The organism is Sphingomicrobium clamense (genome assembly GCF_019264355.1).
Classification (GTDB): domain Bacteria; phylum Pseudomonadota; class Alphaproteobacteria; order Sphingomonadales; family Sphingomonadaceae; genus Sphingomicrobium; species Sphingomicrobium clamense.
On record NZ_JAHVAH010000001.1, the window covers coordinates 1,461,811 to 1,488,696 of the forward strand.

Sequence of the window (26,886 nt, forward strand, 5' to 3'; positions counted from 1 at the left end):
ATTTTCTCGAGCCATTCACTATTCGGACAGCCCGTTTCGGCTAGTCCCAATCACCGCTTTACATTGCATTTCCGGCAAAATATATCGCCCCCGCTGCCCCATGGGACTTCCTCCGCAAGGCAGCCTGTTGAACACGACACCACCAGGAGGTCCCTTGAGTTGCACAAGCATCATTCCGCGCTGGGGCTAGCGACCGCCAAACGGCCGGTCCAACCCGTGACATTGCTGCGTCCACACGCTGCGCACCGCGCGGCGCGTTTCTTCGTGGAGAATTTCCCCGGCAAGTCGCTCTATGCGGTGAAGGCCAACCCGTCCGCCGACCTGCTGCAGGTGCTCTGGGATGCGGGCATTACCCATTATGACGTCGCCTCGATGGGCGAAGTCCGGCTCGTCGCGCGGACGCTGCCCGACGCCACCTTGTGCTTCATGCACCCGGTCAAGGCCGAGGAAGCGATCGCCGAGGCCTATTTCGTGCACGGCGTGAAGACCTTCTCGCTCGACAGCTATGACGAGCTGCTCAAGATTCGCCGCGCGACCAAGGGCGCCGCAGACCTGAACCTGCTTGTGCGTCTCAAGGTCTCGTCGGAGCACAGCAAGCTGAGCCTCGCGACCAAGTTCGGGACCGATCCCGACGAGCTCACCCACCTGCTGTTCGAAACCCGCCAGACCGCGGATGCGCTCGGCATCTGCTTCCACGTCGGCAGCCAGGCGATGACCCCGGCCGCGTTCACCGACGCGCTCGAACGCGTGCGCGACGCCATCGTGCAGAGTGCGGTCACCGTCGACGTCGTCGATGTCGGTGGCGGCTTTCCGTCGGCCTATCCCGGCATGGAGCCTCCCGCGCTCACCACCTACTTCGCCGCGATTCACGAGAAGTTCGAGGACCTGCCGATCAGCTATTCGGCCGAATTGTGGTGCGAGCCGGGCCGTGCCCTGTGCGCCGAGTATTCGAGCGTGCTGGTGCGCGTCGAGCGCCGCCGTGGCCAGGATCTCTACATCAACGACGGTGCCTATGGCGCCTTGTTTGACGCCGCGCATATTGGCTGGACTTATCCGGTCCGGTTGATCCGACAGGAGGAGAGCCATGCCGAGCTGGCCGAATTCTCCTTTTATGGACCGACTTGCGACGACATGGACTTCATGAAGGGTCCCTTCATGCTTCCGTCGGACATCCAGCAGGGCGATTTCATCGAGATCGGCATGCTGGGCGCCTATGGCTGTGCCATGCGCACCGGCTTCAACGGGTTTGGCGTCGAAGACCGCGTGGTGGTCAGTGACGAACCGATGCTGAGCCTGTACGGCTACGGCGCGGAACAGGCCGAGCCCTCAAACGTCGTCCGCCTGTAACAGGCTTTTGACATTAGCGAAGACGAGCGTCCGTGGCGCTGGCCGCGGCGTAGACGATAAGGATTTTTCATGAGCGACATTGCCACTCATCCCGCCGAAGACCAGATCGACCGCCAGAAAAAGGCCGAGCTGCTGTCGAACGTGGTCGAACATATCGACATCAAATCGTTCGACGCGCGCCCGATCGTCGATGCCATGGGCAAGATGAGCTTCACCTCGCGCGACCTCGCGCGCGCCACGCGCATCTACAACCAGATGCTCGAGGACGAAGATTGTTCGGTCATTCTCGTCGTCGCCGGCTCGACCTCGGCGGGCGGCTGCATGGATCTCTACGCCGACCTCGTGAAGCACAACATGGTCGACGCCATCGTCGCCACGGGCGCCACAATCGTCGACATGGATTTCTTCGAAGGTCTTGGCCACAAGCATTACCAGGCGCTCGAGATCCCCGACGACAAGGTGCTGCGTTCGCTCTACATCGACCGCATCTACGACACCTATATCGACGAGGAAGCGCTTCAGGACACCGATCACACGATCGCCGACATCGCCAACTCGCTCGACCCCAAGCCCTATTCGAGCCGCGCCTTCATCCGCGAGATGGGCAAATATCTCTCGGAGAACGGCAAGAAGGACAACAGCCTCGTCAAGCTCGCCTACGAGCATGACGTGCCGATCTTCTGCCCGGCATTCGTCGACAGCTCGGCGGGCTTTGGTCTCGTCAAGCACCAGGTCGACCGCATGAAGGCGGGCAAGGACTATATGGTGCTCGACGCCATCGCCGACTTCCGCGAACTGACCGATATCAAGATCAAGGCGGGCACCACCGGCCTCCTGATGATTGGCGGCGGCGTGCCGAAGAATTTTGCGCAGGACACGGTCGTGTGCGCCGAAATCCTCGGCCACGAAGACGTCGAGATGCACAAATATGCCGTACAGATCACGGTCGCCGACGTCCGCGACGGCGCGTGCTCTTCCTCTACGCTCCAGGAAGCGTGCAGCTGGGGCAAGGTCGATACCGCGCTTGAACAGATGGTCTATGCCGAGGCGACCTCGGTGCTCCCGCTGCTTGCCAGCGACGCCTATCACCGCGGCCACTGGAAGACTCGCGCCAAGCGCGCCTTCGGAAAGATGTTCGAATAGGTTCGCATTCGAAACGAACTTTGCTAGAAGGCCCTCCGAGACTTGAACTCGGGGGCCTTTTTCATGAAACCGCTGCTGCAACCGGCTGCCGTCCTCATCCTCTGGTCGATGGTGATGTGGGCCTGGCTTTATGCCACCCGTATCCCGGCCATGCGCAAGGCCGGCATCGATCTCACCGACCGCCATGGCGGCACGGGAAAGGATCTCGACGGCAACATTCCCGACAAGGTCCAGTGGAAAGCGCATAACTACAACCACCTCATGGAGCAGCCGACGCTCTTCTATGCCGTGGTCGTGATCCTCGCCCTGCTCGGTGACACCAGCGAAACGACGCGGCAGATCGCCTGGGACTATGTCGGCCTGCGTATCCTCCACTCGTTGATCCAGGCGCTCTGGAACCGCACTATCGTGCGCTGGGCAATCTTCATGCTCGCCTCGATCGCGCTCCTGCTCCTCTCGATCCGCGCCGTCGTCGGCGCCTTCTCCGCTTAAGGAAACTCTATGAACGACTACCCGCTGCTCGGCCCTGTGATCATCCTCGTCGGGTGGACGCTCGTCATGCTCATTTGGGCCAGCATCTCAATCCAGCGCGGGCTCAAGACCGCCGACACAAAGGGACTGACCAAAGGCGCGCGTGCCCGCGATCTCGAGGGACGCATGGACGACCGCTTCAGCTTTCCGCGCCGCAATTACGAGCATCTCGTCGAACAGCCGACGCTGTTCTATGCGATCGCCTTGGCGCTAGCTCTAATGGGCGAACGTGGCATCATCGCCCTCAGCCTCGCCTGGGCCTACGTCGCAGCCCGCATCCTCCATTCCATCGCGCAGGGCACCGGAGGCTCCCGCACGATCGGCTTTGCAGTCTCCTCGCTCGCGCTGCTCGGCTTGTTCATCATCGCGCTCATTGCATTCCTGAACTAGTTTCCAGTCGCGTTGCGTCAAACTAACCAAAAAGGGGGAAGATCATGGACTTTAATCCGCTCCTCGGCCCGGTCGTGGCACTCGCCTGCTGGACCATCCTCATGCTGCTCTGGTTCGCCGCGATGCTGGCGCCGGTGCTGGTCAAGAGCTGGGGCAAGATCCCCAAAGGCACGCGCGTGCGCGACATCGCCGAACTGCCCGGCATGGTGCAGTGGAAAAACCACAATTACATGCACCTCGTCGAGCAGCCGACCATCTTCTACGCGCTGGTCATCGCGCTGATCCTGATGGGCGACAACAACGCGATCAACGTCACGCTCGCATGGGGCTATGTTGTCTTTCGCGTTCTGCACAGCCTCGTCCAGGCGACCGTCAACAAGGTGGAAATCCGCTTCCTCCTGTTCATCGCCTCGACGCTGTGCCTCGCAGGCCTAGCGGTCCACGCAGGGCTCGAAGCCGCCCATCATCTCGCCTAGCGCGAGAAGCGGCTCGCCAGCTCGACATGGGTCGACCAGCGGAATTGTCCGACCGGTCGCACCCAGTCGAGCCGGTAACCGCCGTCGATGAGCTTTCGCGCATCGCGCGCGAACGTGGACGGGTTGCAGCTGACATAGGCGATCGAGGACACCGAGCTGTCCGCCAGCGCGCGCACCTGCGCTTCGGCCCCCGATCGGGGTGGATCGAGCACGACCGACCCGAAGCCCGCAAGCTCGTTCGGCTGGAAGGGATTGCGATAGAGATCGCGATGCTGCGCGGTGACCGAGCGCCCGGACCGGCGCGCGGCTTGCTGCAATGACAGGACCGCGTCGCGCCCCGCCTCCGCTGCAGTCACCTCGCGATCCTTCAGCGCGAAGGAAAACGTCCCCAATCCTGCAAACAGGTCGAGAATGGCGCCCTCACCCACCGCTTCTCTAACGGCCAGCGCCAGCGCTTCCTCGCCATCTTTGGTGGCCTGAAGGAACGCGCCCGGCGGCAGCCCGACCGGCACTCCGGACAGCGTGATCGTCACTGGCTCGGGTGCCCAGCGCGGCTCCGCCCCATAGCCCTCGTCGATGGTCAGCCGAGCGAGCTGCTGCGATGTCGCGAAGTCGGTCATGCCCTCGATTGCCGCCAGACCCTCGGCGCGTACCCCCGACAGCATCAGGTCGACGCCCTGGTCGGCGAGCGTCATGTGGACTTCGGCCACGCGCTTGGGCGGCACGAGATGGCGTAGCAAGTCGCGCAGCGGGCCGATCAGCGCGAACTGCTCGGGCCGCAGGATGTGACATTCCGCCAGGTCGACGACGCGGTGCGAGCGCTCCTCGTTGAAACCGAGCTTGATCCTGCCTCCGACGTTCAGTGCCTTGAGGCTTGCACGCCTCCGGCTTCGCGGCGGCGAGAGATGCGGCGGGCGGATTTCCGCCTCCAAGTCCTGCTTTCCCAGCGCCACGACAAGCCGGTCGACGCAATATTGCGCGTAGGCAGCGTCCGAGAGGTGCTGCAGCTGGCAACCGCCGCATTGCGGGAAATGCCGGCATGGTGGCTGCTGGAAATTGGGACCGCGCGCTGCGACCTGCCCGTTTTCGATCACATCGCCCGGCGCGGTCATGGGGAAATATTGCCCCGACGCCGTCACCCCTTCCCCGCGCGCCGCGACCTTGACGATCACTTCGGTCATGTGAGGTCCGGCAAGGCTGCGATCAAATCGTCGGCGATCAGCGGATCTCCCGCCCGCTCCGCTGCCCGCCCGTGGATCCAAACCCCGGCACAGGCCGCCTCGAACGCGTCCATCCCGCGTGCCCGGAGCGTCGCGATGATCCCCGACAGCACATCGCCCGTTCCCGCCGTCGCCAGCGCGGAGGGCGCGGGGGGCGCGAAGCCGAGCCGCCCGTCGGGCGCTGCGACCAGCGTGTCGGCGCCCTTGTAGACGACGACATTCTGGCAGCGCTGCGCCGCGACCAGCGCGCGGTCCGCCTTGCTGCCTTCGATATCGCCGAAGAGCGCCTTGAGCTCGCCTTCGTGCGGCGTGAGGATCACGTCGTGCCCGACGAGCCGCTCGGGGTCGCCGACATGCCGGATCGCGTCCGCGTCGAACACGATCGGCTTGGGCGCGGTCAGCGCTAGCGTAATGAGCACCGGAATATCTCCCATCCCAGGCCCCACCAGCAGGCACCCGATACGCTCGTCCTGCACGCTGCCCTGGTCGGTCTGGACGATCGCGTCGGGGAGCCCCTCGATCGGCTGCGATGTAAACAGGCGGACATAGCCCGCGCCCGACCGCGCCGCCGCCTTCGCCGCGAGCGCGATCGCGCCCGGCATCTCACCGGCGAGCAACTGCACGAGCCCGCGATCATATTTATGGCCCTCGGGCCGCGCCGGCGGCAGGACCGGCTCTGCAATCTCGAACCAGTCGCTCGCCGCATCGATGCCGATGTCGGCGACCGCGACTTGCCCGCAATGCCGCATGGCTGGCGAAAGGCGATGCGCCGGCTTGAGCGCACCCAAGGCGAGCGTCAGGTCATATTCTGGCACGTCGCTCAACAGTGCACCGCTGTCGGTCTCGATCCCGCTCGGCAGGTCGCAGGCGATCGTGAATTCGGCCCGCTCGGCAAGGCGCATCAGCGTCGCGGCCAGCGCATCGTCCAGCGGACGGCTCAATCCCGTCCCGAACAAGCAATCGATGAGAATCGGTGCCGGCTTCGTGTCGTCACCGAGACGCTCGACCTCACCGTCCCATGCCGTGCGCGCGTCGACAGCAAGATCGCTCTTGGGGTCCGCCAGTGCGGCGATCCGCACGTCGAATCCGCGATCGCGTAAATGCCGCGCCGCGACATAGCCGTCGCCGCCATTATTGCCCGGCCCAGCGAGCACCAGCACGGCGCGCGGTGCGCTGCCGAGCGCAACCGCTTCGGCCAGCGCTTCCCCTGCCCGCTCCATCAATTCGCCGAGCGAGCATTCGGCCGCCTGCTCGGCCTCGCGCATCTGCTCGAGAGTAAGGATGGTTCGCGTCATGGAGCGCGCTCTAGCGCAAATTGCTGGCGAGATGCCACCACTTGTCGGGCACGGCGGCGGCCGCAGTATCGCGCGCCGCGTCGCTGTCGAACAAGGCGAAACAGGTCGCCCCCGACCCCGACATGCGCGCAATATCGACGCCTTCACGGTTTCGCAGCCAATCGAGGACCTCGCCAATCTCCGGCACCGCGGCGATCGCCGGTGCCTCGAGGTCGTTGCGTCCCTCGCGCCAGTCCCCGTCCAACGCGCCCCGGTCCTGACCGTCCCAATTCGCGAACACGGCGGCGGTCGACACGGGCTGCCCCGGATTGACCAGCAGGACGGCGTCACCCGACACGCCGGCATCTTCCTCCACAAGTGTCGTCCCGCTTCCCGTTCCCCTGGACGTCATCGACAGCAGGCAAGCGGGCACGTCGGCCCCCAGGTCAGGCGCGACTTCGCTCGCATGCGTTGGATCGATCCCCCAAAGCCCTGTCAGGAGGCGCAGCGCCGCCGCTGCATCCGCCGAACCGCCACCAATTCCGCTCGCGACGGGCAGGCGTTTGTCCAGCATCAGCCGGGCACCACCCCGATGACCGGACGCCTCGCGCAACGCGTTCGCCGCCTTCAGGATGATGTTGTCGTGGCCCTTTAGCGCCGCCGCAAACGGTCCGACCGTCGTGATCGAAATTCCGTCGTCGACGATCGCGCTCACCCAGTCACCGTCGGTGCAGAAAGCGAACAACGTTTCCAGCTCGTGATAGCCATCGTCGCGCTTGCCGCGGACATGGAGCGCGAGGTTGATCTTCGCCGGCGCAGGCTCGCGGAGCCAACCGTCCTCAGGGCGCGGCATTGGCGTCGGTCAGGCCCAGCTGCAGCTTGTCGTCGAGCCGCGTGATGCGGTCCTCCTCTTCCGCCGTCGTCAGCGCCGCCTGCCAGGCGAAGCGCGCTTCGATGCGGCGTCCGGCTTTCCACAGCGCATCGCCATGATGCTCGTGAATCTCGGCCTGCAGCGGGTCGAGCCGGGCGGCTCGCGCGAGAATCTCGACCGCCTGTTCGTAACGCCCGAGCTTGTAATAGGCCCAACCAAGCGAGTCGGTGATCGACGGGTCGCGCGGTGCAAGGGCCGACGCCGCGCGGATCAACGCGTCTGCGCGCTCCAGGTCTTCGCCCTTCTCGAGGCTGATATAGCCCAGATAATTCATGATAACCGGTTCTTGCGGCGCCAGTGCCATCGCACTGTTGAGCAGGCCTTTCGAGGTCTCCCAGTCTCCCGCTTCGTTGTGCGCGACCGCCTCGAGGAACAGGACGGTCCAATCGTCAGGATTGAGCGTGCGTTCACGCGCATAGGCGTCGGCCGCCTCGGACCAGCGTTCGAGGTTGCTATAGGCGTCGCCCAGTCGCGCCCAGACGCCCGGCAGTGCGGGAGAGCGCTCGGTGTCGACCATGGCGATCGCCAGCGCCTCTTCGTCGCGATCGGCGTTGAGCAGCACCTGCAATTCGGTATCGCGCAATTGCGGCTTGAGCGGGGTCGTCTTGCGCACGCCATGGAGCGTCGCCAGCGCTTCGTCGGTCCGGTCCTGCGCGTCGAGCAGCAGCGCGGTGACCACCGATGCCTCGGCATCCTGCGGATCGACCGAACGCGCCAATTGCGCGAACGACAGAGGAAGGCGCGGGTCCGATGCATTATTAAGCTGCACCGCAAGCGCGACCATCAGCTGGGCGAGGCCGTCCGCCGGCCCCTCGATCCGCATACCGAGCGACTTGCCCGCCGACAGGCGTTTGCGCGCCGCCACGAGCAAGCCGTCATCCCCCTCAAGTAGCCGCAGCGCCTCATCGAGCGCTCCCGCATGCGCAAGGCCATCGGCATACGCCAGCCGGAGCGCTGCCTCGCGCCCACGCGCGCCCGCCAGCCGTTGCTCGATATAAGGAAGCGCCTCGTCCGGACGACTGAGCAGGAGGAGCATGTAGCCAAGCTGTTCTGGCGCATGGATACGCAGAGGTAGCTCGTCGCCCATGCCGGTCAGCTGCGACAGGCCATGATCCTGCGTGGCGGCCTTCTTGTTCGCCACCCCGGCCCAGCCGCGTACGAACGGCGCGATAAAGTCGTAGCTGACACGCACGTCCTCGGTCAGCAGCGTCAGCGCCTCGCTGAAGTCGCCATCCTTTTCGGCATTCTCGATGGCGCGCATCAGCAGCCAGAGCCGCCCGTCCATGTTGTAGGCGTCATGATGACGCTCGACGGCGGCGATCCTGCGCGCGAGGTCGAAGCGCCCGATCCCGATCGCCTCGGTCAACGCGTTGGCGGCAAGCGTGTCGTCTGCCGCCCCCGATTCGACCAGCTCGACGTAAAGCTCCGCTGCCCGCTCGCGATCGCCCAGCGCTTCGGCGGTCCGCGCCTCGAAGAACAGGTCGAGCCGCTCCGGCCCCGGGCTCGCGAGCGCCGGGGTCGCGAACAGGCTCGCTGCGAGGATCAGGCTACATGTTCGGATAATTGGGGCCTCCACCACCTTCGGGGACGACCCAGTTGATGTTCTGGGTCATGTCCTTGATGTCGCACGTCTTGCAGTGGACGCAGTTCTGCGCATTGATCTGCAACTTCGGATCGCCGACATCCTCGCCCACGATTTCGTACACGCCTGCGGGGCAGTAACGCTGTTCGGGACTGTCGTAGAGCTTGTAGTTGATCGCGATCGGGACCTCGTCGTCCTTGAGCGTCAGGTGGCTCGGCTGGTCTTCCTCGTGGTTGGTATTCGAGAGATAGACCGAGCTCAGGCGATCGAAGGTCAGCACGCCGTCGGGCTTGTCGTAGACGATCGGGTGCACGTCTTCCTTGGGCCGCATCTGCGTGTGGTCGGGGTGGTGACCCATCGTCCACGGCGTGCCGATGCCGATCTGGTTCATCCACATGTCGAAGCCCGCGATGACCGTGCCGATGGTCGAGCCATATTTGGCCACCGCCGGCTGCGCGTTGCGGACCTTCTTCAATTCCTTGCCGATCCAGCCGTCGCGAACCGCGGGTTCGTAGGATTCGAGCACATCGCCACGACGGTCCGCCGCCACCGCTTCATACGCCGCTTCCGCCGCAAGCATCCCCGACTTCATCGCCGTGTGCGTCCCCTTGATCCGGGGCACGTTCACGAAACCGGCGCTGCATCCGATCAGCGCCCCGCCCGGGAAGGCGAGCGTGGGGATGGACTGCCAGCCGCCTTCGTTGATCGCCCGCGCGCCATAGCTGACGCGCTTGCCGCCCTCGATCTCCGCACGGATCGCGGGATGCGTTTTCCAGCGCTGCATTTCCTGGAAGGGATTGAGGTAGGGATTGTCGTAATCGAGCGCGACCACGAAGCCCAATGCGACCTGCCCGTTCTCTTGATGGTACAGGAAGCCCCCGCCCCACGCATCGTGGAGCGGCCAGCCCTGTGTGTGGATCACGCGGCCCGGCTGATGCTTGTCGGCGGGCACGTCCCACAATTCCTTGATGCCGATCCCATAGACCTGCGGCTGCGAATTGGCGCGAAGGTCGAATTGCTCGACCAGCCCCTTGGTCAGGTGCCCGCGCGCGCCTTCGCCGAACAGGACATATTTGCCGTGCAGCTCCATCCCGCGCTGATAGTCGGGGCGATGGCTGCCATCCTTGGCGATGCCCATGTCGCCGGTCGCAACGCCCTTCACGCTGCCATCGTCGTTATAGACGACCTCTGCAGCGGCGAAGCCCGGGAAAATCTCGACACCCAGCGCCTCGGCCTGGCCCGCAAGCCAGCGGCACAGATTGCCAAGGCTTCCCGTGTAAGTGCCCTTATTGTGCATGAAGCTGGGCGTCAGGAGATGCGGGATCGAATATTTTCCGCCCTTGGTCAGTACCCAATGGTTATTGTCATTGACCTCGACCTTGAGCGGGCAATCCTTGTCGCGCCAGTCGGGGATCAACTCGTCCAGCGCCTTGGGGTCGATCACCGCCCCCGAGAGGATATGCGCGCCGACCTCGCTGCCTTTTTCGAGGATACAGACGGAAAGGTCGCGGCCCTTTTCCTCGGCCAGCTGCTTCAGCCGGATCGCAGCGGACAGGCCTGCGGGGCCTGCACCGACGATCACGACATCATATTCCATGGATTCGCGGTCGCTCATTCAATTCCTCTTGTCGCAGCCAGCCATCATTTAGGCGTTCCACGCTGTGCCAAGCCATTGACCGCATCGTCAACCTGCAAGAGACAGGGAAGTAGATGAGCGGGATGGGAATCGAACCGGGGCAAGCGGCCTCTTTGCTGCAATGGTGGCGCGATGCGGGCGTCGATGTCGCGGTGCGCGGGAACGCGCCCGCTTGGCTCGACGTCGCCAAGGCGCCGACTATCGCGAAGGCGCCGAAACCACGCGTGGAGGAACGTCGTCCGGCGCCTGCGCCTACCCCCGCCCCGGCACCGACCGCCAAAGCACCGGCCTTGCCCGCCGACGGTGACGAACTCGACGCATGGCTGGCGGCGCGGTGCGACGAGCGCGGTGCACGCCATGTCGCGGCAGTCGGCCCGGTCGGCGCTCCACTGATGATCATGGGCGACCGCCCGGATCGCGAGGATGTCGCCGACGCGAGCCCGTTCGGTGGTGACAATGGCACGCTTGCGAATGCGATGATCAAGGCGATGGGCCACGACGCCGACGCCATTCGACAGGCGCTGCTCGAACCCGGTCACCTGCCGGGCGAGCGGATCAACGATCACAAAACGCTCGGCAAGCTGGCACGGCGACAGGTTCGGGAGGCCAGCCCCAAGGCGCTCGTCCTCTTCGGCGATGCGACCGCGCGCGCCGTGCTCGGCGAACCGCTCGCCAAGGCGCGCGGCCACCTTCACACGGTCGAGGGCGTGCCCACTGTCGCCACTTTTCATCCGCGCTGGTTGCTGCAACGCCCGCAAGACAAGAAGCTCGCTTGGAACGACCTCCTCCTCCTGATGGGAACGAAATGATCAGATTTGCGCTGGCAGGCGTCGCCTTCCTCGCCTCTCCCGCATATGCGCAGGATCCGCTCGCTCCCCTGCCCCGCGTGCAGGAATCGGTCGCCGATCCGCGTGTCCAGGTGCAGACCGACTGGAACGCCCTCTTGAGCGCGATCGAATGGAAGCGCTGGGACGAGGCGCGGACACGGCTCCAGGCCGCTAACCCCGCCGATCCGATGTGGGCGGTTGCAGCGAGCGAACTCTATCTCGCCGCCGACAGTCCGCGCGTCGAAGGCAACGAAATTGCCTACCTGCTCGGCCTTGCGCCCGACCTACCCGACGCCGCGCAATTGGCGCGCCTTGCCGAACGACGCGGTATGAGCAACCTGCCGGTGGCCGGACAGTATCGGATGCGTACGCTTGGGAGCGCACCGCGCAGGCAGCGCGGGCGTTCGGTCGATGACCCGATCGCCAATACGCTACGCGATGCGCTCGCACCCTATATCGACGTCAACGACGCGGCCGCCGCCGAATCGCTTTACCGCAGCGGACTGCGCGAGGGACTGCGCGGCGATGCCCAGTCGGAAATCGCCTATCGCGTCGCGTGGATCTATTATCTGGTGGGCAACGACCAGCAGGCTCGGGCCATCGCTGCCGAGGGACGCGCCGCCTCGCGCGGGGACTGGCATGCCCGTTCGGCTTGGGTCGAGGGGCTGGCTAGCTGGCGCCTGCGCGATTGCAATGCCGCCTCGTCCGCTTTCCGTGCGGCCGCCTTGTCGACACAGGACCGCGAACTCGCCGCGGGCGGGCATTACTGGTCGGCGCGCGCGGAGCAGCAATGCCGCCGTCCGCACGAGGTGCAGGCGCGCATGCGTGCCGCCGCCGCCGATGCCGAAACCTTCTACGGGCAGGTCGCGCGCGAAACGCTCGGCATGACGCTTAAGCCCGTCGAACGGATCGAGGCGCCGTCCGAGCGCGATATGGCCGATGTTTCGCGCAAACCCAACGTAATCCGCGCCCAGCGGCTCGCAGCCCTGGGGCGGACGCAGCAGGCCGAAACCTATCTCAAGCACGAAGCGACGGTCGGCGATCCTCGCCTCCACGGCGCGCTGATTGAGATGGCCAAGCGGCTGCAGCTCGGCGGCGCTCAATACTGGCTCGCGACCAACGGTCCGCGTGGGGCAGCCGCCGATGTCGACGACCGTTATCCGGCCCCTGCGTGGCGGCCCGACAATGGCTGGCGCATCGATCCCTACATGGCGTTCGCGCACATTATACAGGAAAGCGATTTCCGTCCGTATGTCGTCAGCCCGGCTGACGCGGTGGGCCTAATGCAAGTTCGGCCCGGCACAGCGCGCGACGAAGCACGCCGACGCGGCCAACCCGCGCCAAGCGTCGCCGATCTGAAGCGCCCTGAGGTCAATCTCGACCACGGACAGGCGTTCATCGAACTGATGCGCAGCAACGGCGCGACCCGCGACGAATTGCTCCGCGTGATCGCGTCCTATAACGCTGGCCCGGTGCCCGTACAGCGCTGGGCGAATATCAACGATATGAACGACCCGCTGCTGTGGATGGAGAGCCTCAGCTATTGGGAGACGCGGCACTACATCCCCGCCGTGCTGCGCAATTACTTCATGTATCACGCGCTGGTCGGCAGCAGGGCGCCCGCACTCCGCGATCTCGCGCAGCATCGTACGCCGCGCTATCCCGTCTGCGGGACGGCGGGCGTCGCCTGTTCGCGCTAACGTTTGAGGATCAGGTAGCGGCCTTCACGGCTCCAGCGATCGAGCGACTGAAGATAATTCATCCCCAGCACGTTGACGCCGGGGATCGGGCTGACCTGGATGACGATATCGTCCTCGACGATTGGCCCGACCGCGAGGGTTTCTGCCCGTCCCACCTCGACACGCACGGTGCCATTGGCGGTCTGCACCTGCGAGCTGACGCCGCGCATGAGTGACAGGTTCGCAGCGTCGGCATGGGTCTTGTCGATGGTCGTGATCGTCGCACCGGTGTCGACGAGAAACTCGACAGGCACGCCATTGACCTGTCCCTCGACCCAGAAATGGCCGTCATCGCGCATCGGGATCCTTACCGTTCCGTCCGCCTCGACGATGGCGGTCCCGGACAGTTCGGAGCTCACCCGCTGTTTCACGTCGTCATAATCGACATAGACAAAGAACAGGAATGCGCCTGCGAAGATGGCAAGCCAGGTCATGAGCATCTTGACGAGCTTGCCCACGCCATCGCCTCTTCCGAACAGGCCGAAGGCGAGCATGCCCGCGTAAAACAGGATAATGCCGCCGGCGACCCACTCCATCAATTCCACTCCAGTCCGTCATGCGCCGGCGCCGCCCAGTCGGGAAGCGCGGCCCTGAGCGTGGCATAGTCCATGGAGTTGCCCATATGGGTCAACAGCAATTGCCCCACGCTGAATTGCTTTGCCGCGTCGAGCACCATGTCGAGATGCGCATGCGTCGGATGCGGGCGCTGCATCAGGCAGTCGGCGATCCACAGGTCCACGCCTTGGTAGAGCGCGGCCATCTCATCCGTAATCTCGTGGAAGTCGATTGCGTAGGCCATCGAACGCCCGCCTTCGTCGAAGCGCAGTCCGAGACTGGTAATCCCGCCATGCGGCTGGTCGACGACGCGCAAGCGCGCATCGCCAAAGCGGCCATCATCGTCGATCTCCTGGGGCGCATACATGGCCGGGTAGAAATCGGTGTCGAGGAAAGCATAGGCGAAACGGTCCTTCAGCCGCCCGATCGTGTCTTCGCGTGCCAAGAGCGGCATCCGCCCACCCAGAAGCTGGATCAGTGGGCGCAGCTCGTCGATTCCGTGCACGTGATCGGCATGGTCATGCGTAACAAGCAGCGCATCGAGTGCGGGGCTCCCCGCATCGAGCAGCTGCTGGCGCGCGTCGGGGCCGCAATCGACCAGCAGGCGCATGCCGCCGCTTTCGACCAGGATCGACGACCGCGTGCGGCGATTTCTCGGCTCTTCAGGGTCGCATTGGCCAAAACCCGTGCGCAGGTTGGGAACGCCGCTCGACGTCCCGCAGCCAAGGATGCGCAACTTCACCGCGTCGCTTTGCCGAACAGGGTATAGAAGTTCGCAGTCGTCGCGTCGGCAAGGATTTCGGGGTCCTCCCCGCGCAAGTCGGCGAGGAAGGCGGCAGTGTCGGCGACGAACGCCGGCTCGCACGTCTTGCCGCGATTGGGCACGGGAGCGAGAAACGGACTGTCCGTTTCGACCAGCAGGCGGTCGAGCGGCAGGCTCTTAGCAGTCTCCTGAAGTTCCTGCGCGTTCTTGAAGGTCACGATCCCGCTCATCGAGACGTAGCAGCCCAGCTCCATGCCCTTCTCGGCCAGCTCGCGGCTGCCCGTGAAGCAGTGGAGCACGGCATTGACCGCTCCGCCCTGCCGCTTGGCAGCGGCGGTGAGGATTTCGGCCGTATCTTCTTCGGCGTCGCGCGTGTGAATGATCAGCGGCAGGCCGGTTTCTTGGCTTGCCTCGATATGCGCTTCGAACCGCTCGCGCTGCGCCGCGCGGTCGGACTTGTCGTAATAGTAATCGAGGCCGCATTCGCCGATGCCGATGACCCGCGGATGCTCCGACTTGGCGACAAGTTCTGCGGTGCCAAGGTCGGGATGCGCATCGGCCTCGTGCGGATGGATGCCGATCGTGGCCCAGACATCGTCGTTGCGCTCCGCAGTCGCGACGATCTTGTCCCACTCGCTTTTGCGTGTGGAGATGTTGAGGAAAGCGGTCACGCCGCGTGCGCGGGCCGCTTCGAGCACCTCGTCCTGGCGCTCTTCCAGTCCTTCGTAATTCAGATGGCAGTGGCTATCGACGAGCTTCATTCGCTTTCCTCCACCAGTTCGAGCCGCGGGAAGGCCGGGGTCGGCTTGTCGATGGCCGCGCCGTCCTTGCCGCTGTCGAGCACTGCGAGCACCTTGGCGGCGCCTGACGGCACCACCGGCACGATTGCCTCGGCCAGCGGCCGGATGGCTGCGACCAGCGTACCGAGCACTTCTGCCATCCGCTCGGGGTCGGTTTTCTTGAGCGCCCAGGGCGCCATCTCGTCGATATAGGCATTGCAGGCGTAGACCGCCTTGATCCACGCTTCTATCCCGTCAGAGAAACCGAACGTTTCGAATGATTTGGGGAGATCCTCTTCACACGCCTTGCGAACCTGTTCCAGCAGGGCCTTGTCGGCTTCCTGCGTCCCCGCCTCGGGCAGGACGGCGTCGCAATTCTTGTGCACCATCGACAGCGTGCGCTGCGCCAAATTGCCGAAGCTGTTGGCGAGTTCGGCGTTGACGCGGGTCACCAGCCCCTCTTCGCCCACGCTGCCGTCCGAGGTCATCTTCACTTCGCGCATCAGGTAATAGCGCAGCGCATCGACACCGTAGCGCTCGAGCATCTGGTTGGGGTCGACGACATTACCGAGCGATTTCGACATCTTCACCCCACCCGCCGCGAGCAGGTGGCCGTGCCCGTAAATCTGCTTGGGCAGTTCGATCCCCGCACTCATCAGGAAAGCGGGCCAGTAGATGGTGTGGAAGCGCACGATGTCCTTGCCGACCAGGTGCACATCGCAGGGCCAGTAGCGGTCCCAGCGCGGCCCGTCGTCGGGATAGCCCGCGCCAGTGGCATAGTTGGTCAGCGCGTCGAGCCAGACATACATGACATGATCGGGACTGCCCGGCACCTCAACGCCCCAGTCGAAGCTGGTGCGCGAGACCGACAGGTCCTTGAGCCCGCCCTCGAGGAAGGCCAGCATCTCGTTCTTGCGGCTGTCGGGCTGGATAAAGTCGGGATTGGCCTTGATATGGTCGATCAACGGCTGGGTATAGTTGGACAGGCGGAAAAACCAGGTCTCCTCGACCGTCCATTCGACCGGCGTGCCCTGTGGGCTCAGCTTCTCGCCATCATCGCCCGCGACCAGCTCGTCTTCGTCATAATAGGCTTCGTCGCGAACCGAGTACCAACCTTCATACTTGCCGAGATAGAGGTCGCCCTTGTCGGCCATGGTTTGCCAGATCGTCTGCGCGGCCTTGACGTGATCGGGGTCGGTCGTGCGGATGAAGCGGTCGTAACTGACCTCAAGATCGTCGCACATCTTCTTGAACATGTTTGACATTTGCGACGCGAGTTCGGCCGGCGCCATCCCCTTGTCACGCGCCGCCTGGGCCATCTTCAGCCCATGCTCGTCGGTGCCGGTCATGAAGAAGACATCGCGGCCTTGCGCGCGCTGGAACCGCGCCATGACGTCAGCGGCAATCGCCTCGTAAGCGTGACCGATATGCGGTGCCCCGTTGGGATAGGAGATAGCGGTCGTGATATAATAGGGCTTCATGGCCGCTGCCCTAGCCCGCCTCAGGCAAGCGACGCAAGCACTCCGCCGAGCCGATAGACAGTCGCGCCCGGATCGAGGCTCAGGCGGGGGGCAATGGCCGCAGTCTCGCGCGCTTCGGCATAGGCGTCGAGCGCCCTCGCCCGACGGTCGCCCTCGCTGGTACGCGCTTCGTCGGCAATCAGGCCGGGCAGCGTTTCGAGAAACGACGCATAGCGCTCCGACGCCGCCTTGGTCGCAAGCGATTTGGCCAGCTTGGCGCGCGCCGCGCCGGTCGGATCGCCTTCGCGCATCAACCGTCGCGCTTCTTCTGCCAGCGGGAGCAGGTCCTGCTGCGCGATGGCAATCGCACGCCCCGCACTCCCCTGCCCCAATGCCGCCAGTCGCTCCGGGTCGCCCGCTTTGGGCAAGCGGTCACGCACGATCGTCGCGATGTCGCCTTCGCTCAGCGGCTGGAAGTCGAGGCGGCGGCAGCGCGACCGGATCGTCGGGAGCAAGCGTCCCGGCGCGTGGGTCACGAGGAAGAAAAGGGTCGAAGACGGCGGTTCCTCAAGCATCTTGAGCAGCGCATTGGCGGCAGGCGCCTCCATGTCGTCTGCGGCGTCGATGATGACGGTGCGCCGGTCGCTCATCGACGGCGTCACCTCGAACAGATGCCCGAGCGATCGAACCTGGTCGATCGAGATATTGCGCGCGAGGTTGGTCCCCGACTTGTTCATCACCCGCTCAAGCAGACGCCAGTCGGGATGCGACCCGGCTTCGAGCAAACGCGCGGTCGGATGATTTCCTTCCAGTTCGATCCCGGGTGCCGTTGGCTGCGGTCCGGCTGATTCCGCGAGCGCCCGCGCGGCCGCCATGCGCGCGAACTTTCCCTTGCCTACACCGCGCGGTCCGGCGAGCAGCCAAGCATGATGCGGCGTGCCCTTGCGTAGTGCGCCCAAAAAGCTGTCGATCGCCTTGTCTTGGCCCAGCAGCGAGCTCACGGCATCAGGTCCGCGATCGCCGCCATCAATCGCGCGGTCACGGTCGCTTCGTTGCCCGACGCATCGATCAGCTTGACGCGGTCGGGCTCCTGCTCGGCCAGCTTCCTGAACCCAGCCAATACTGCACCGTGATAAGCTGGCGAGCGACCACCGATGCGATCGGCTTCCCCGTCACGATGCTTGGCGCGCAGCACGCCCTCGCTGGGCTCAAGCGTCAGCACCAGCGTGCGATCGGGCAGAAAATCCTCGCTCCCGAATTCATGAAGGTCGCGGACCCGCGAGATGCCCAACCCGCCGGCTTCGCCCTGATAGGCGAGCGAGCTGTCGAGAAAGCGATCCGAGATGACCCACGCACCGCGTTCCAGCGCCGGTAGGATCGTCTTTTCGACATGATCGGACCGCGCCGCCGCGAACAGCAGCGCCTCCGCGCGGGCGTTCCAGCGTTTCTCTTCGCCCTGCAGGAGCAATTCGCGAATGGCCTCGGCGCCTTCGCTACCGCCCGGCTCGCGCGTCAGCACGACTTCGATGCCGCGCTTGGCCAAAAGGTCGGACAGCGCCTTCAACTGGGTCGATTTGCCGACCCCCTCGCCCCCCTCAAGCGCAATGACCCTGCCCCGCGTCACGGCCTAGTCGAGTCCCAGCGTCTGTTTGAGCCCGATCCATGCCTTCCCGAAAAAGCCAGCTTCGCCGACATCCTCGGCTGCTTCGAGCGGCAGCACGGCTTCGGGTCCATCGGTGACGACCACTAGGTCGGCGACGTGATCGCCCTTGGCAATGGGCGCCATCAGCGGCCCTTCATAGCGGATCGACATGCGCGGATCGTCGCGAACGCCAGCCGGGAATGTCACTGCCAGGTCGCGCGGTGCGACCAGGTCGACGCTGGCGCTGCTGCCCAGCTGCACCTTGGCCTGTCCGACCACGGCGCCTTCTTCGTAAAGACCCGCGCTATCCCAGGCGTTGAACCCCCATTCGAGCAAACGCACGCTCTCGCTGGTGCGCTGGCCTTGGCTGGTCAGCCCCGACACGACCATGATCAGCCGGCGGCCGTCGCGTTCGGCCGACCCCGTGAAGCCATATCCGGCTTCCTCGGTGTGGCCGGTCTTGAGCCCGTCCGCGCCCGCGACGCGCCCGAATAGCGGATTGCGGTTGGGTTGGGTGATCGGATTTCCGCCCATCGTCTCGCCCCAGGTGAAGCTGGGTTGTCCGTAAAACTGCTTGTAGAGCGTCGGATGCCGTTCGATCGAAGCGCGCGCCAGCTTCGCAAGATCGCGCGCGGTCACGACCGTGCGCCCTCCGTCGGGCCAACCGTTAGAATTGCCGAAGCGGCTATTCTCGAGCCCCAGTTCGTCGGCGAGGTCGTTCATCTGCTCGACAAACGCCTGCTCGGTCCCCGCGATACATTCGGCAAGGACGACCGACGCGTCATTGCCCGACACGGTCACGATGCCGTGCAGTAGGTTTTCGACGCTCACCTGCTCGTTGACCTTGAGAAACATGGTTGAACCCTGGTTGGACCATTGCTGCCAGGTCTCGGGCCGCACGGTGCACTGCTTGTCGAGCGCGAGCTTGCCCGCATCGATCAGCTCGAAAGCCACCTCGGTGGTCATCATCTTGGCCATCGAGGCAGGCGGGATCTGTCGATCCGCATCCTTCTCGAACAGGACCTTGCCCGACGACAGGTCGATCAGGATCGCAGTGTCGGCGGGCGTTTCGAAGGTGGGCGAAGCCGCGGCGGGCGCAAGGGCGAGCGCGCTGGCGGCGGCGAGGGTCAAAGTCAGACGCATAGGTGATTCCATGGAAGTGAACCTAGCGGCATGGCGCCGCGCGGCAAAGTGGGTTCAGCGCGCGATCGCGTCGGCAACCAGTCCGTTGGTGATCGCGTAGAAGTTGGAGCAGTTATAATCGAGGATCGGTCGGTAGTTCTGCGTCGTCAGGTACGCCGTCGCGTTGCGGCCGTCGGGTTCGATCAGCGTCGCGAGCACGTCGTCCGGCAGGGTCCGGCCTTCGAACCGCACGCCAAGCGACTTCCACTCGGCCACCGTCAGGAAGCGGCTGTGCCGCGCAAAGACGCGTTCGCAGCGCGGCGGGACGAGGTTGGATTTCACCGCCTCGCGGTTGAGCGAGGCCGGCACACGCACCGCGGCGCCCCAATGGATGCCCGGCTTCCAGCCCGCCTGCTTGAGATAGTTGGCGATCGAAGCGAAGGCATCGGGCTCGCTGTTCCAGATATCGGCGAACCCGTCCCCGTCACCGTCGGCAGCCAGCGTCAGGATATTGGTCGGCATGAATTGCGTTTTGCCCGCCGCCCCGGCCCAGCTGCCCTTGAGGTGCTGGCGCGTGTAGCCCTTGTCCATGAGCTTGAGCGAGGCGATGAATTCGCTTTCGAACAGGTCGCGGCGCCGCCCTTCCCAGGCCAGCGTCGCCAGCGATTGCGGCAAGTCGAAATTGCCCGTGATCCGCCCGTAGCTCGTTTCCTTGCCGTAGATCGCCAGGATCATGAACGGATCGACGCCGGTCTCGCGCTGTATCCGGACCAGCGTGTCATAATGCTGGCGATATTCCGCCTTGCCGCGCTGTACGATATCGTTGGTGACATGACGGCGGCGATAGGGCTCGTAAGGCGGGATGCCCGACCCCGGCCCGCCGCCCGGCTGCGAACGATCAAGTTCGATCACGCGCTGGTTGGGGCTCAACGACGGAATCACCGCATCGATGGTCCGCTGACTCACTCCCTCGCTACGCGCTTTCTGCGCGACATAGTTCATGTAGCTGCGAAAGCTGCCGCCTTGCGCCGACGCCGATCCCGTCTCGGTCCGATCGAGCGGCGCGAGTGGATCGCTCTCCTGCCCGCAGGCCGGGGTTGCCATGATCATGGCGGCGGCGGCGATCGTGGCGCCGATGGGGCGAGTCATGTCCATATCCTACGCTTGCACTTGGATGATGAACGGGAGGTGGCGCAATGCGTTGCATGACAAATTCGTCGCGGGCTCGAAACGGTCCGTCTCGGCTTGCGTGCGACGACCGTATTCCGTAGGCGCTTTTCGAAGCGGAGAGGTGGCAGAGTGGTCGAATGCTCCGGTCTTGAAAACCGGTGACCGGGCAACCGGTCCGTGGGTTCGAATCCCACCCTCTCCGCCACATTGCCGATGCAACAGGGGACGCGTTTGGCCTTACGATCGAGATTGCCGAAACCGAAATTGGGATGGCGCGAGTGGGTTCGCTTCCCCGACTTCGACGATGTGTTGGTGAAGGCCAAGATCGACACAGGTGCCCGCACCTCCGCGATCCACGCCTTCGACATTCGGAAGATTGAACGCGAGGGCGAGGACTGGCTGGCGTTCAATCTTCACCCGGTACAGCGTCACAAGGTACCCGAGATCGCTTGTGTGGCCCGCCTCCTGGAAGAGCGCTACATCACCTCGTCCAACGGCCAGCGGCAGCTTCGCCCCGTCGTGCGTGTCCCCGTCATCGTGGCATCGCGGACCTTCGACATCGATCTGACGTTGACCAATAGAGACGAGATGGGATTTCGCATGCTGCTCGGCCGAGAGGCCCTGAAGAAACGATTCCTCATCGACCCCGGCCGCTCCTACCTGGGCGGCAAGAAACCGAAAGAAGGTGACCAGTGAAGATTGCGCTCCTGAGCCGCAACCAGAAGCTCTACTCCACCCGCCGCCTGGTCGAGGCCGCGCAGGAACGCGGGCATGAGATCGACACGATCGATCACCTCAAATGCTATATCAACATCACCTCCAACAACCCGACGATCCGTTACAAGGGCGAGGACCTGCCCAAATATGACGCGGTCATCCCGCGCATCGGCGCCAGCGTGACCTTCTACGGCACTGCCGTCTTGCGCCAATTCGAGATGATGGGCGTCTACCCCCTGAACGAAAGCGTCGCGATCAGCCGCAGCCGCGACAAGTTGCGCTCGATGCAGCTCCTCGCGCGCAAGGGCGTCGGACTGCCCGTCACCGTCTTCGCTCACCAGACTAGCCGAGCCGACGAAATTATCGAGATGGCGGGTGGCGCGCCAGTCGTGATCAAGTTGCTCGAAGGGACGCAGGGCATCGGCGTCGTGCTGGGCGAGACGCAGAAAGCCGCGGAATCGATCATCCAGGCCTTCGGCGGGGTCGGCTCCAACATCCTCACGCAGCAATTCATCAAGGAAGCCGGCGGGTCCGACATTCGCTGCCTCGTGATCGGCGACAAGGTCGTCGCGGCCATGAAACGCACCGGCAAGGAAGGCGATTTCCGCTCGAACCTACATCGCGGCGGTAGCGCGGAGCTTGCCAAGATCACCGCCATCGAGCGCAAGACCGCGACCACCGCCGCCAAGGCGATGGGCCTGCGCGTATGCGGTGTCGACCTACTGCGTGCCAATCACGGCCCCGTGGTGATGGAGGTGAACTCGTCGCCCGGTCTCGAGGGTATCGAAGGCGCGACCGGCAAGGACATTGCCGGCATGATCATCGAGCACATCGAGAAGACCGCCAAGGAAGGCAACACGCGTACACGCGGCAAGGGTTAGGCGTCGGCCCCCGGCTGCGGTCGCTTGAGCTGCGCCTTCAGGTCGCGGATCGGCGGGGCATAGAGAAAGCCGAAGCTCACGCACCCTTCGCGCCCATCGACCGCGTGGTGCAGCCGGTGCGCCTGATAAAGACGTTGCAGATAGCCGCCTTTGGGCACGATCCGGAATGGCAGGCGGTTATGCACAAGCCCGTCATGCGCAAGGAAATAGAGCAACCCGTAGGTCGTGATGCCCGCCGCGACCCAGAATAGCCACGCGGTGCCGGTCAGCGTCGCGATCGCGAACAGCGTGATCGACAGGATTGCGAAAACCACCGCATAATAGTCGTTGCGCTCGAAAAGGCCCGTGCGCGGCTGGTGATGGCTCTCGTGCCAGCCCCAACCCCACTTGCCGTGCATGATCCAGCGATGCGCCGCATAAGCAGTCAATTCCATCAGCGCGACGACGCCGATGACGATCGCGAGCGCCTGCCACCAGGGCATTTGGGAGAGATAGGAAAGCATGGGATTATCTTAGCCTAGACTTCGCGTCGCGCCTACTCCTGAAGCGCCGGGCCGGGATGCAATTCGCTCATCAGCCGGCTGCGCCCGTCGGGGCACACGATCCGGACGTGCTGCCGCCCCAGATCGCGTGGGCTGCGGACGCCGCAACTATGGGCGATGATCCCGACTTCCTTGCGCATATGCTTGACGAAATGCTCGACGCGTTCGGCCTTATCCTCGGGGACCAGTCCGCGCTGCAGCCGCTTCTTGTGGGTCGTCACCCCGGTCGGACAGTTATTGGTGTCGCACTTCATCGCCTGGATGCAGCCGATGGCAAACATGAAACCGCGCGCCGCATTGACGAAATCCGCGCCCGTCGCCAGCGCCCAGGCGACATCCGAGGGCGTGATGAGTTTGCCGCTCGCCACGATCCGAATGCGATGTTCGAGCCCGTATTTCTCGCGCAGGTTGACCGCCAGCGGCAGCGCCTCGTGGATCATCATCCCGACATTATCCATCAACGGCATCGGCGCCGCACCGGTCCCACCGTCACCGCTATCGATGGTGATGAAGTCGGGCGCGCAATCCTTGCCCCGCTCGACGACCGCCGCGAAGAATTCGTCGAGCCATTGATCGTCGCCCAGGACGGTCTTGATGCCAACGGGGATGCCGCTCACCGACCGCATCCGCTCGATCATGTCGAGCAGTTCTTCGTTATTTCCGATTTCGGGATGGCGATTGGGGGAGATACTGTCCTGCCCCTGCGGGATGCCGCGAATGCGGGCGATCTCGGCGGTGACCTTCTTCGCAGGCAGGATGCCGCCCTTACCGGGTTTGGCGCCCTGCGCGAGCTTCAATTCGATCATCCGGACCTGCGGATGCGAAGCGATTTCCTTGAGCTTTTCTTCGTTGAGCGACCCATCGGCGTTGCGCGCGCCATATTTGGCGGTGCCGAGTTGGAAGACGACGTCGCCCCCGCCTTCGAGATGATGGTCCGACAGGCCCCCCTCGCCGGTGCAAACCCAGCAACCGCCGCGCGCCGTCCCAAGCGAAAGGGCGCGCACGGCAGGCTTGGACAACGAGCCGTAGCTCATCGCGCTCATGTTGAAGAAGCTCGGCGCCTCGTACGGTTTCTTTGCCCCCGGCCCGATGACCAGCGGCGGTGCCTCGACTGCATCCTCGTCGAGCGTCGGCCAGGCCGCGTTGACGAAGATGGGCGTGCCGACCGGCTGAAGCCGCTTGGTCGACCCGAATGGCAGGACATTGTCCTTATTCTCGGCTGCCCGCTCAACCCAGTTTCGCTGCGCGCGGTTGAACGGCATCTCCTCGCGGTCCATTGCGAAGAAATACTGGCGGAAAAAGTCGCCCAGATGCGTGAAGAGATGGCGAAAGCGCCCGATGACCGGAAAGTTGCGGCGCACTGTGTCCTGCCGCTGGCTGACATCGATCACGAACAGCACGAGGACGGCCAGGACGCCCAGTCCCACCGCGATCACGAACGCATCAGACAGCAATTGGGCAATTCGTTCGATCATCGCTTGGCTCCCGCTACCGGCGGCGAGGCTAGCAGGCGTCGGGGCGTGCGCAAGGCTTAGCGCCGGAGCCCCGGAAAGAGCCGGTCGAACGCGCGCACCTTCGGCGCGTCATGGGCAAGGATATAGGGATGGCGCGGGTTCTTGCGCATGAAATCCTGATGATACTCCTCGGCGCGGTAGAATTTGCCTTTCTCGATCGTGGTGACGATAGGGCGGCGGTAGGTCCCCGACTTGTCCAACTGCGCGATATAGGCGCGGGCGACCCGCTTCTGCCGTTCCGACTGCGGGAAGAACGCGGTTCGGTAATGCTCGCCAACATCGGGACCCTGGCGGTTTTTGAGCGTCGGATCCGCAATCACCGAGAAATAGGCGCGCAGCAATTGGGCATAGCTGACCTTGCGCGGATCGAAGACGACACGGACCGCCTCCGCATGCCCGGTATTCCCGCGGATGACCTGCTTGTAGCTCGGGTTCGCCACTTCGCCGCCGGCAAAGCCGGATACTGCCGACTGCACTCCGTCGACCCGTTCGAATACGGCCTCCACGCCCCAGAAACAGCCGCCGGCGAAGACCGCCACTTCGCGGTTCGCGTCGTTCGCGATGTCCAGTCGGGCTGCCGGCACGCGGTCGTAACCGCTCGCGTTGGCGGGCGCGCCAACAGAGGCAAAGGCGACAAGGATCGCAGAAGCGATGGTGGCGGCAAGCAGCGTTCGAGGCAAGGTCATGACCATGGTTCGTTCGTTCTTTGAAGAAAGTTACCACATTCGGCCTCTGGCGACAGCACGGGCTTTCTGCCACTGTCCTGCCCATGGGGAAGGTCAAGCGACAGGCACGGAGCGACGACACGCGCTCGGCGATCATGGCGGCGGGCACCAGGCTGTTTGCCGTCCAGGGGTTCGAGAAGACCGGCATCCGTGACATCGCCGTCGAAGCCGACGTCAATCCGGCGCTGATCTCCTATCATTTCGGCGGCAAGGAAGGTCTTATCGAAGAGATCTTCGCCGACGCGATCGACACGGCAGCGGAGGCGGTCGAGGACGGTCGGTTCGTCGACGCAGAGTTTCCCGAGAAAGAGCTTGTGCGGCTCTACGCGAAGAGCCTGTCCAGCCAACCCATGCTCGTCCTGATGTCGCTTCGCTCGCAACTCGACCCCGAGCGGGTATTCAACGAAAATCTCCTGCCGCTTTATCGTCGCTTCCGGACGCTGACCAACGACATGCTCGACACGCTTCCCGACGATGCGCCGGGCAAGACGCTCGACCCGAACCTCGTCTACAGCATGATCCTGTCGCCGCTTCAGATGTACTTCGCTGCGCACCAGATTCGCGAAGGGGCAAAGGGAAGCATGGAGCCGACGGCCAGCTCATTGCCCCCGGAAGAATTTGTCCAGCGATTGGGCGACTTCATCAGCGCAGCGCTGAGATAGCAGACAAGGCTGGCATCCCTCTTTTCCCTCCGCTAAAGGCCCCGCCATGGCACATCATCACCCCAGCGTTTCGCCGTTCGACGCGAACGATCCTTTCGACCTCGACGGCCAGCTCACCGACGAAGAGCGCATGGTCCGCGACACTGCGCGCGCCTATGCCCAGGAGAAGCTCCTTCCCCGCGTGAAAGACGCTTTCCTCAAGGACAGTTTCGACCGCGACATCATGTCGGAAATGGGTCAGCTCGGCCTGCTCGGCGCGACCGTGCCTGAAGAATATGGGGGCGCGGGCCTCGGCTATGTCAGCTACGGCCTCATCGCGCGCGAAGTCGAGCGCGTCGACAGCGGCTATCGCAGCGCCTGCTCGGTCCAGTCCTCGCTCGTCATGTTCCCGATCCACGCCTACGGCACCGAGGAACAGAAGAAAAAATGGCTTCCCAAGCTCGCCAGCGGCGAAGCGGTCGGCTGTTTCGGTCTGACCGAACCCGACGCGGGTTCGGACCCCGGCGGCATGCGCACCCGCGCTAAGAAGGTCGATGGCGGCTACGTCATCTCGGGCGCCAAAATGTGGATCACCAACTCGCCCATCGCCGACGTGTTTGTCGTCTGGGCCAAGTCGGACGCACATGGCGGCGCGATCCGCGGTTTCCTGCTCGAGAAGGGCATGAAGGGCCTTTCGGCACCCAAGGTGAAGGAAAAGCTCTCGCTGCGTGCCTCGATCACCGGCGAAATCGTCATGGATGAGGTCGAAGTGCCCGAAAGCGCCATGTTCCCCGAGATCGAAGGCCTCAAGGGTCCCTTCGGCTGTCTCAACCGCGCCCGCTACGGCATCGGTTGGGGCGCGATGGGCGCAGCGGAGGCCTGCTACGAAGCAGCGCGCGACTATCTCCTTGAACGCAAGCAGTTTGGTGTTCCCCTCGCCTCCAAGCAGATCCCGCAACTGAAGCTCGCTGACATGGTCACCGAGATCACGCTCGGCCTTCAGGCGGCGCTACGCGTGGGTCGTCGCCTCGATGATGGCGTGCTCATCCCCGAGACGATTAGCCTCATCAAGCGCAATAATTGCGGCAAGGCGCTCGAGATCGCCCGCACCGCGCGCGACATGCATGGCGGCAACGGCATTTCGGCCGAATATGTGCCGATGCGCCACGCCATGAATCTGGAAACGGTCAACACCTATGAGGGCACGCATGACGTCCATGCGCTGATCCTCGGCCGTGCCATCACCGGTATTCCGGCCTTTTAGGTCTCTTTTTCCTTT

Annotated in this window: 27 protein-coding genes and 1 tRNA gene; 12 read left to right on the forward strand and 16 right to left on the reverse strand. The window is 64.3% G+C overall.

Annotated features, from left to right (window positions below; all coding sequences use genetic code 11):
• The first annotated feature begins 159 nt into the window (after positions 1 to 159).
• The 5 genes from KTQ36_RS07555 (at position 160) to KTQ36_RS07575 (ending at position 3,887) form a co-directional block, all read left to right on the forward strand.
• Positions 160 to 1,347: a type III PLP-dependent enzyme domain-containing protein gene (locus tag KTQ36_RS07555; RefSeq protein ID WP_218633078.1), complete on the forward strand. Its 1,188-nt coding sequence runs from the start codon at positions 160 to 162 to the stop codon at positions 1,345 to 1,347.
• Positions 1,348 to 1,416: 69 nt separating this feature from the next.
• Entirely contained in the window at positions 1,417 to 2,490 is a 1,074-nt protein-coding gene (locus tag KTQ36_RS07560) for a 1,9-bis(guanidino)-5-aza-nonane synthase (protein ID WP_218633079.1), read from the forward strand.
• A gap of 63 nt (positions 2,491 to 2,553) precedes the next feature.
• Positions 2,554 to 2,982 carry an MAPEG family protein gene (locus KTQ36_RS07565; protein ID WP_218633080.1) on the forward strand — a complete coding sequence of 143 codons (429 nt, stop codon included), beginning with the start codon at positions 2,554 to 2,556 and terminating at the stop codon, positions 2,980 to 2,982.
• 9 nt (positions 2,983 to 2,991) lie between these two features.
• Complete coding sequence (locus KTQ36_RS07570) at positions 2,992 to 3,411, forward strand: MAPEG family protein (protein ID WP_218633081.1); 420 nt, start codon at positions 2,992 to 2,994, stop codon at positions 3,409 to 3,411.
• A gap of 44 nt (positions 3,412 to 3,455) precedes the next feature.
• On the forward strand, positions 3,456 to 3,887 hold the full coding sequence (locus tag KTQ36_RS07575; protein WP_218633082.1) for an MAPEG family protein: 432 nt from the start codon (positions 3,456 to 3,458) through the stop codon (positions 3,885 to 3,887).
• Here KTQ36_RS07575 and KTQ36_RS07580 read toward each other — a convergent pair.
• Genes KTQ36_RS07580 through KTQ36_RS07600 form a run of 5 tightly spaced genes read right to left on the reverse strand, consistent with a single transcriptional unit; the run spans position 3,884 to position 10,509 of the window.
• Entirely contained in the window at positions 3,884 to 5,068 is a 1,185-nt protein-coding gene (locus tag KTQ36_RS07580; RefSeq protein ID WP_218633083.1) for a class I SAM-dependent RNA methyltransferase, read from the reverse strand. The genes KTQ36_RS07575 and KTQ36_RS07580 overlap by 4 nt on opposite strands.
• Entirely contained in the window at positions 5,065 to 6,402 is a 1,338-nt protein-coding gene (locus tag KTQ36_RS07585) for an NAD(P)H-hydrate dehydratase (RefSeq protein ID WP_218633084.1), read from the reverse strand. The genes KTQ36_RS07580 and KTQ36_RS07585 overlap by 4 nt, the downstream gene beginning before the upstream one ends.
• Positions 6,403 to 6,412: 10 nt before the next feature.
• Complete coding sequence (locus KTQ36_RS07590; RefSeq protein WP_218633085.1) at positions 6,413 to 7,234, reverse strand: 4-(cytidine 5'-diphospho)-2-C-methyl-D-erythritol kinase; 822 nt, start codon at positions 7,232 to 7,234, stop codon at positions 6,413 to 6,415.
• The gene (locus KTQ36_RS11495) at positions 7,221 to 8,888 is read right to left on the reverse strand and encodes a tetratricopeptide repeat protein (RefSeq protein WP_218633086.1); all 1,668 of its coding nucleotides are present in this window, start codon (positions 8,886 to 8,888) and stop codon (positions 7,221 to 7,223) included. The genes KTQ36_RS07590 and KTQ36_RS11495 overlap by 14 nt, the downstream gene beginning before the upstream one ends.
• Positions 8,860 to 10,509, reverse strand: coding sequence for an electron transfer flavoprotein-ubiquinone oxidoreductase (locus tag KTQ36_RS07600; protein ID WP_218633087.1), 1,650 nt, complete (start codon positions 10,507 to 10,509; stop codon positions 8,860 to 8,862). The genes KTQ36_RS11495 and KTQ36_RS07600 overlap by 29 nt, the downstream gene beginning before the upstream one ends.
• A 95-nt stretch (positions 10,510 to 10,604) precedes the next feature.
• Between KTQ36_RS07600 and KTQ36_RS07605 the strand changes: the two genes are divergently transcribed.
• A complete protein-coding gene (locus KTQ36_RS07605; protein ID WP_218633088.1) occupies positions 10,605 to 11,339 on the forward strand; it encodes a uracil-DNA glycosylase family protein in 735 nt (244 codons plus the stop codon).
• Positions 11,336 to 13,057 carry a lytic transglycosylase domain-containing protein gene (locus tag KTQ36_RS07610; protein WP_218633089.1) on the forward strand — a complete coding sequence of 574 codons (1,722 nt, stop codon included), beginning with the start codon at positions 11,336 to 11,338 and terminating at the stop codon, positions 13,055 to 13,057. Before KTQ36_RS07605 ends, KTQ36_RS07610 begins: the two co-directional genes overlap by 4 nt.
• On the opposite strand, the gene KTQ36_RS07615 is transcribed toward KTQ36_RS07610, so the two are convergent.
• Genes KTQ36_RS07615 through KTQ36_RS07650 form a run of 8 tightly spaced genes read right to left on the reverse strand, consistent with a single transcriptional unit; the run spans position 13,054 to position 20,566 of the window.
• Positions 13,054 to 13,632 (reverse strand): retropepsin-like aspartic protease family protein, encoded by a 579-nt coding sequence (locus tag KTQ36_RS07615; protein ID WP_218633090.1) that lies wholly within the window; start codon positions 13,630 to 13,632, stop codon positions 13,054 to 13,056. The genes KTQ36_RS07610 and KTQ36_RS07615 overlap by 4 nt on opposite strands.
• The gene (locus KTQ36_RS07620; RefSeq protein WP_218633091.1) at positions 13,632 to 14,393 is read right to left on the reverse strand and encodes an MBL fold metallo-hydrolase; all 762 of its coding nucleotides are present in this window, start codon (positions 14,391 to 14,393) and stop codon (positions 13,632 to 13,634) included. Before KTQ36_RS07620 ends, KTQ36_RS07615 begins: the two co-directional genes overlap by 1 nt.
• Complete coding sequence (locus tag KTQ36_RS07625) at positions 14,390 to 15,175, reverse strand: TatD family hydrolase (protein WP_218633092.1); 786 nt, start codon at positions 15,173 to 15,175, stop codon at positions 14,390 to 14,392. Before KTQ36_RS07625 ends, KTQ36_RS07620 begins: the two co-directional genes overlap by 4 nt.
• Positions 15,172 to 16,674, reverse strand: a complete 1,503-nt coding sequence (gene metG / locus KTQ36_RS07630) for a methionine--tRNA ligase (protein WP_218633093.1) — start codon at positions 16,672 to 16,674, stop codon at positions 15,172 to 15,174. Before metG ends, KTQ36_RS07625 begins: the two co-directional genes overlap by 4 nt.
• Positions 16,675 to 16,694: 20 nt before the next feature.
• Positions 16,695 to 17,654 (reverse strand): DNA polymerase III subunit delta', encoded by a 960-nt coding sequence (locus tag KTQ36_RS07635; protein WP_345777685.1) that lies wholly within the window; start codon positions 17,652 to 17,654, stop codon positions 16,695 to 16,697.
• Complete coding sequence (gene tmk / locus KTQ36_RS07640) at positions 17,651 to 18,277, reverse strand: dTMP kinase (RefSeq protein WP_218633094.1); 627 nt, start codon at positions 18,275 to 18,277, stop codon at positions 17,651 to 17,653. Before tmk ends, KTQ36_RS07635 begins: the two co-directional genes overlap by 4 nt.
• A gap of 3 nt (positions 18,278 to 18,280) precedes the next feature.
• Entirely contained in the window at positions 18,281 to 19,438 is a 1,158-nt protein-coding gene (locus KTQ36_RS07645) for a D-alanyl-D-alanine carboxypeptidase family protein (protein ID WP_218633095.1), read from the reverse strand.
• A gap of 54 nt (positions 19,439 to 19,492) precedes the next feature.
• Positions 19,493 to 20,566 (reverse strand): lytic murein transglycosylase, encoded by a 1,074-nt coding sequence (locus KTQ36_RS07650; protein WP_255554430.1) that lies wholly within the window; start codon positions 20,564 to 20,566, stop codon positions 19,493 to 19,495.
• A 136-nt stretch (positions 20,567 to 20,702) separates the two neighbouring features.
• On the opposite strand from KTQ36_RS07650, the gene KTQ36_RS07655 reads away from it, so the two are divergent.
• The 3 genes from KTQ36_RS07655 to rimK all read left to right on the forward strand — a co-directional run bounded on the left by KTQ36_RS07655 (position 20,703) and on the right by rimK (position 22,185).
• Positions 20,703 to 20,792 (forward strand) — tRNA-Ser (locus KTQ36_RS07655).
• 8 nt (positions 20,793 to 20,800) lie between these two features.
• Positions 20,801 to 21,283: an ATP-dependent zinc protease family protein gene (locus KTQ36_RS07660; protein WP_255554792.1), complete on the forward strand. Its 483-nt coding sequence runs from the start codon at positions 20,801 to 20,803 to the stop codon at positions 21,281 to 21,283.
• Positions 21,280 to 22,185 carry a 30S ribosomal protein S6--L-glutamate ligase gene (gene rimK, locus KTQ36_RS07665; protein ID WP_218633098.1) on the forward strand — a complete coding sequence of 302 codons (906 nt, stop codon included), beginning with the start codon at positions 21,280 to 21,282 and terminating at the stop codon, positions 22,183 to 22,185. The genes KTQ36_RS07660 and rimK overlap by 4 nt, the downstream gene beginning before the upstream one ends.
• On the opposite strand, the gene KTQ36_RS07670 is transcribed toward rimK, so the two are convergent.
• The 3 genes from KTQ36_RS07670 to msrA are packed head-to-tail and all read right to left on the reverse strand — an operon-like array spanning position 22,182 to position 24,927.
• On the reverse strand, positions 22,182 to 22,688 hold the full coding sequence (locus KTQ36_RS07670) for a sterol desaturase family protein (RefSeq protein WP_255554431.1): 507 nt from the start codon (positions 22,686 to 22,688) through the stop codon (positions 22,182 to 22,184). The two genes, rimK and KTQ36_RS07670, sit on opposite strands and share 4 nt — an antisense overlap.
• A 32-nt stretch (positions 22,689 to 22,720) precedes the next feature.
• Entirely contained in the window at positions 22,721 to 24,202 is a 1,482-nt protein-coding gene (locus KTQ36_RS07675) for an FMN-binding glutamate synthase family protein (protein WP_218633099.1), read from the reverse strand.
• A 56-nt stretch (positions 24,203 to 24,258) separates the two neighbouring features.
• Complete coding sequence (gene msrA / locus KTQ36_RS07680; RefSeq protein WP_218633100.1) at positions 24,259 to 24,927, reverse strand: peptide-methionine (S)-S-oxide reductase MsrA; 669 nt, start codon at positions 24,925 to 24,927, stop codon at positions 24,259 to 24,261.
• Between the two features lie 20 nt (positions 24,928 to 24,947).
• Here msrA and KTQ36_RS07685 point away from each other — a divergent pair, with 20 nt between their 5' ends.
• Positions 24,948 to 25,628, forward strand: coding sequence for a TetR/AcrR family transcriptional regulator (locus KTQ36_RS07685; protein ID WP_218633101.1), 681 nt, complete (start codon positions 24,948 to 24,950; stop codon positions 25,626 to 25,628).
• Positions 25,629 to 25,674: 46 nt separating this feature from the next.
• Positions 25,675 to 26,871, forward strand: a complete 1,197-nt coding sequence (locus tag KTQ36_RS07690) for an acyl-CoA dehydrogenase (RefSeq protein WP_218633102.1) — start codon at positions 25,675 to 25,677, stop codon at positions 26,869 to 26,871.
• The last annotated feature ends 15 nt before the right edge of the window (positions 26,872 to 26,886 follow it).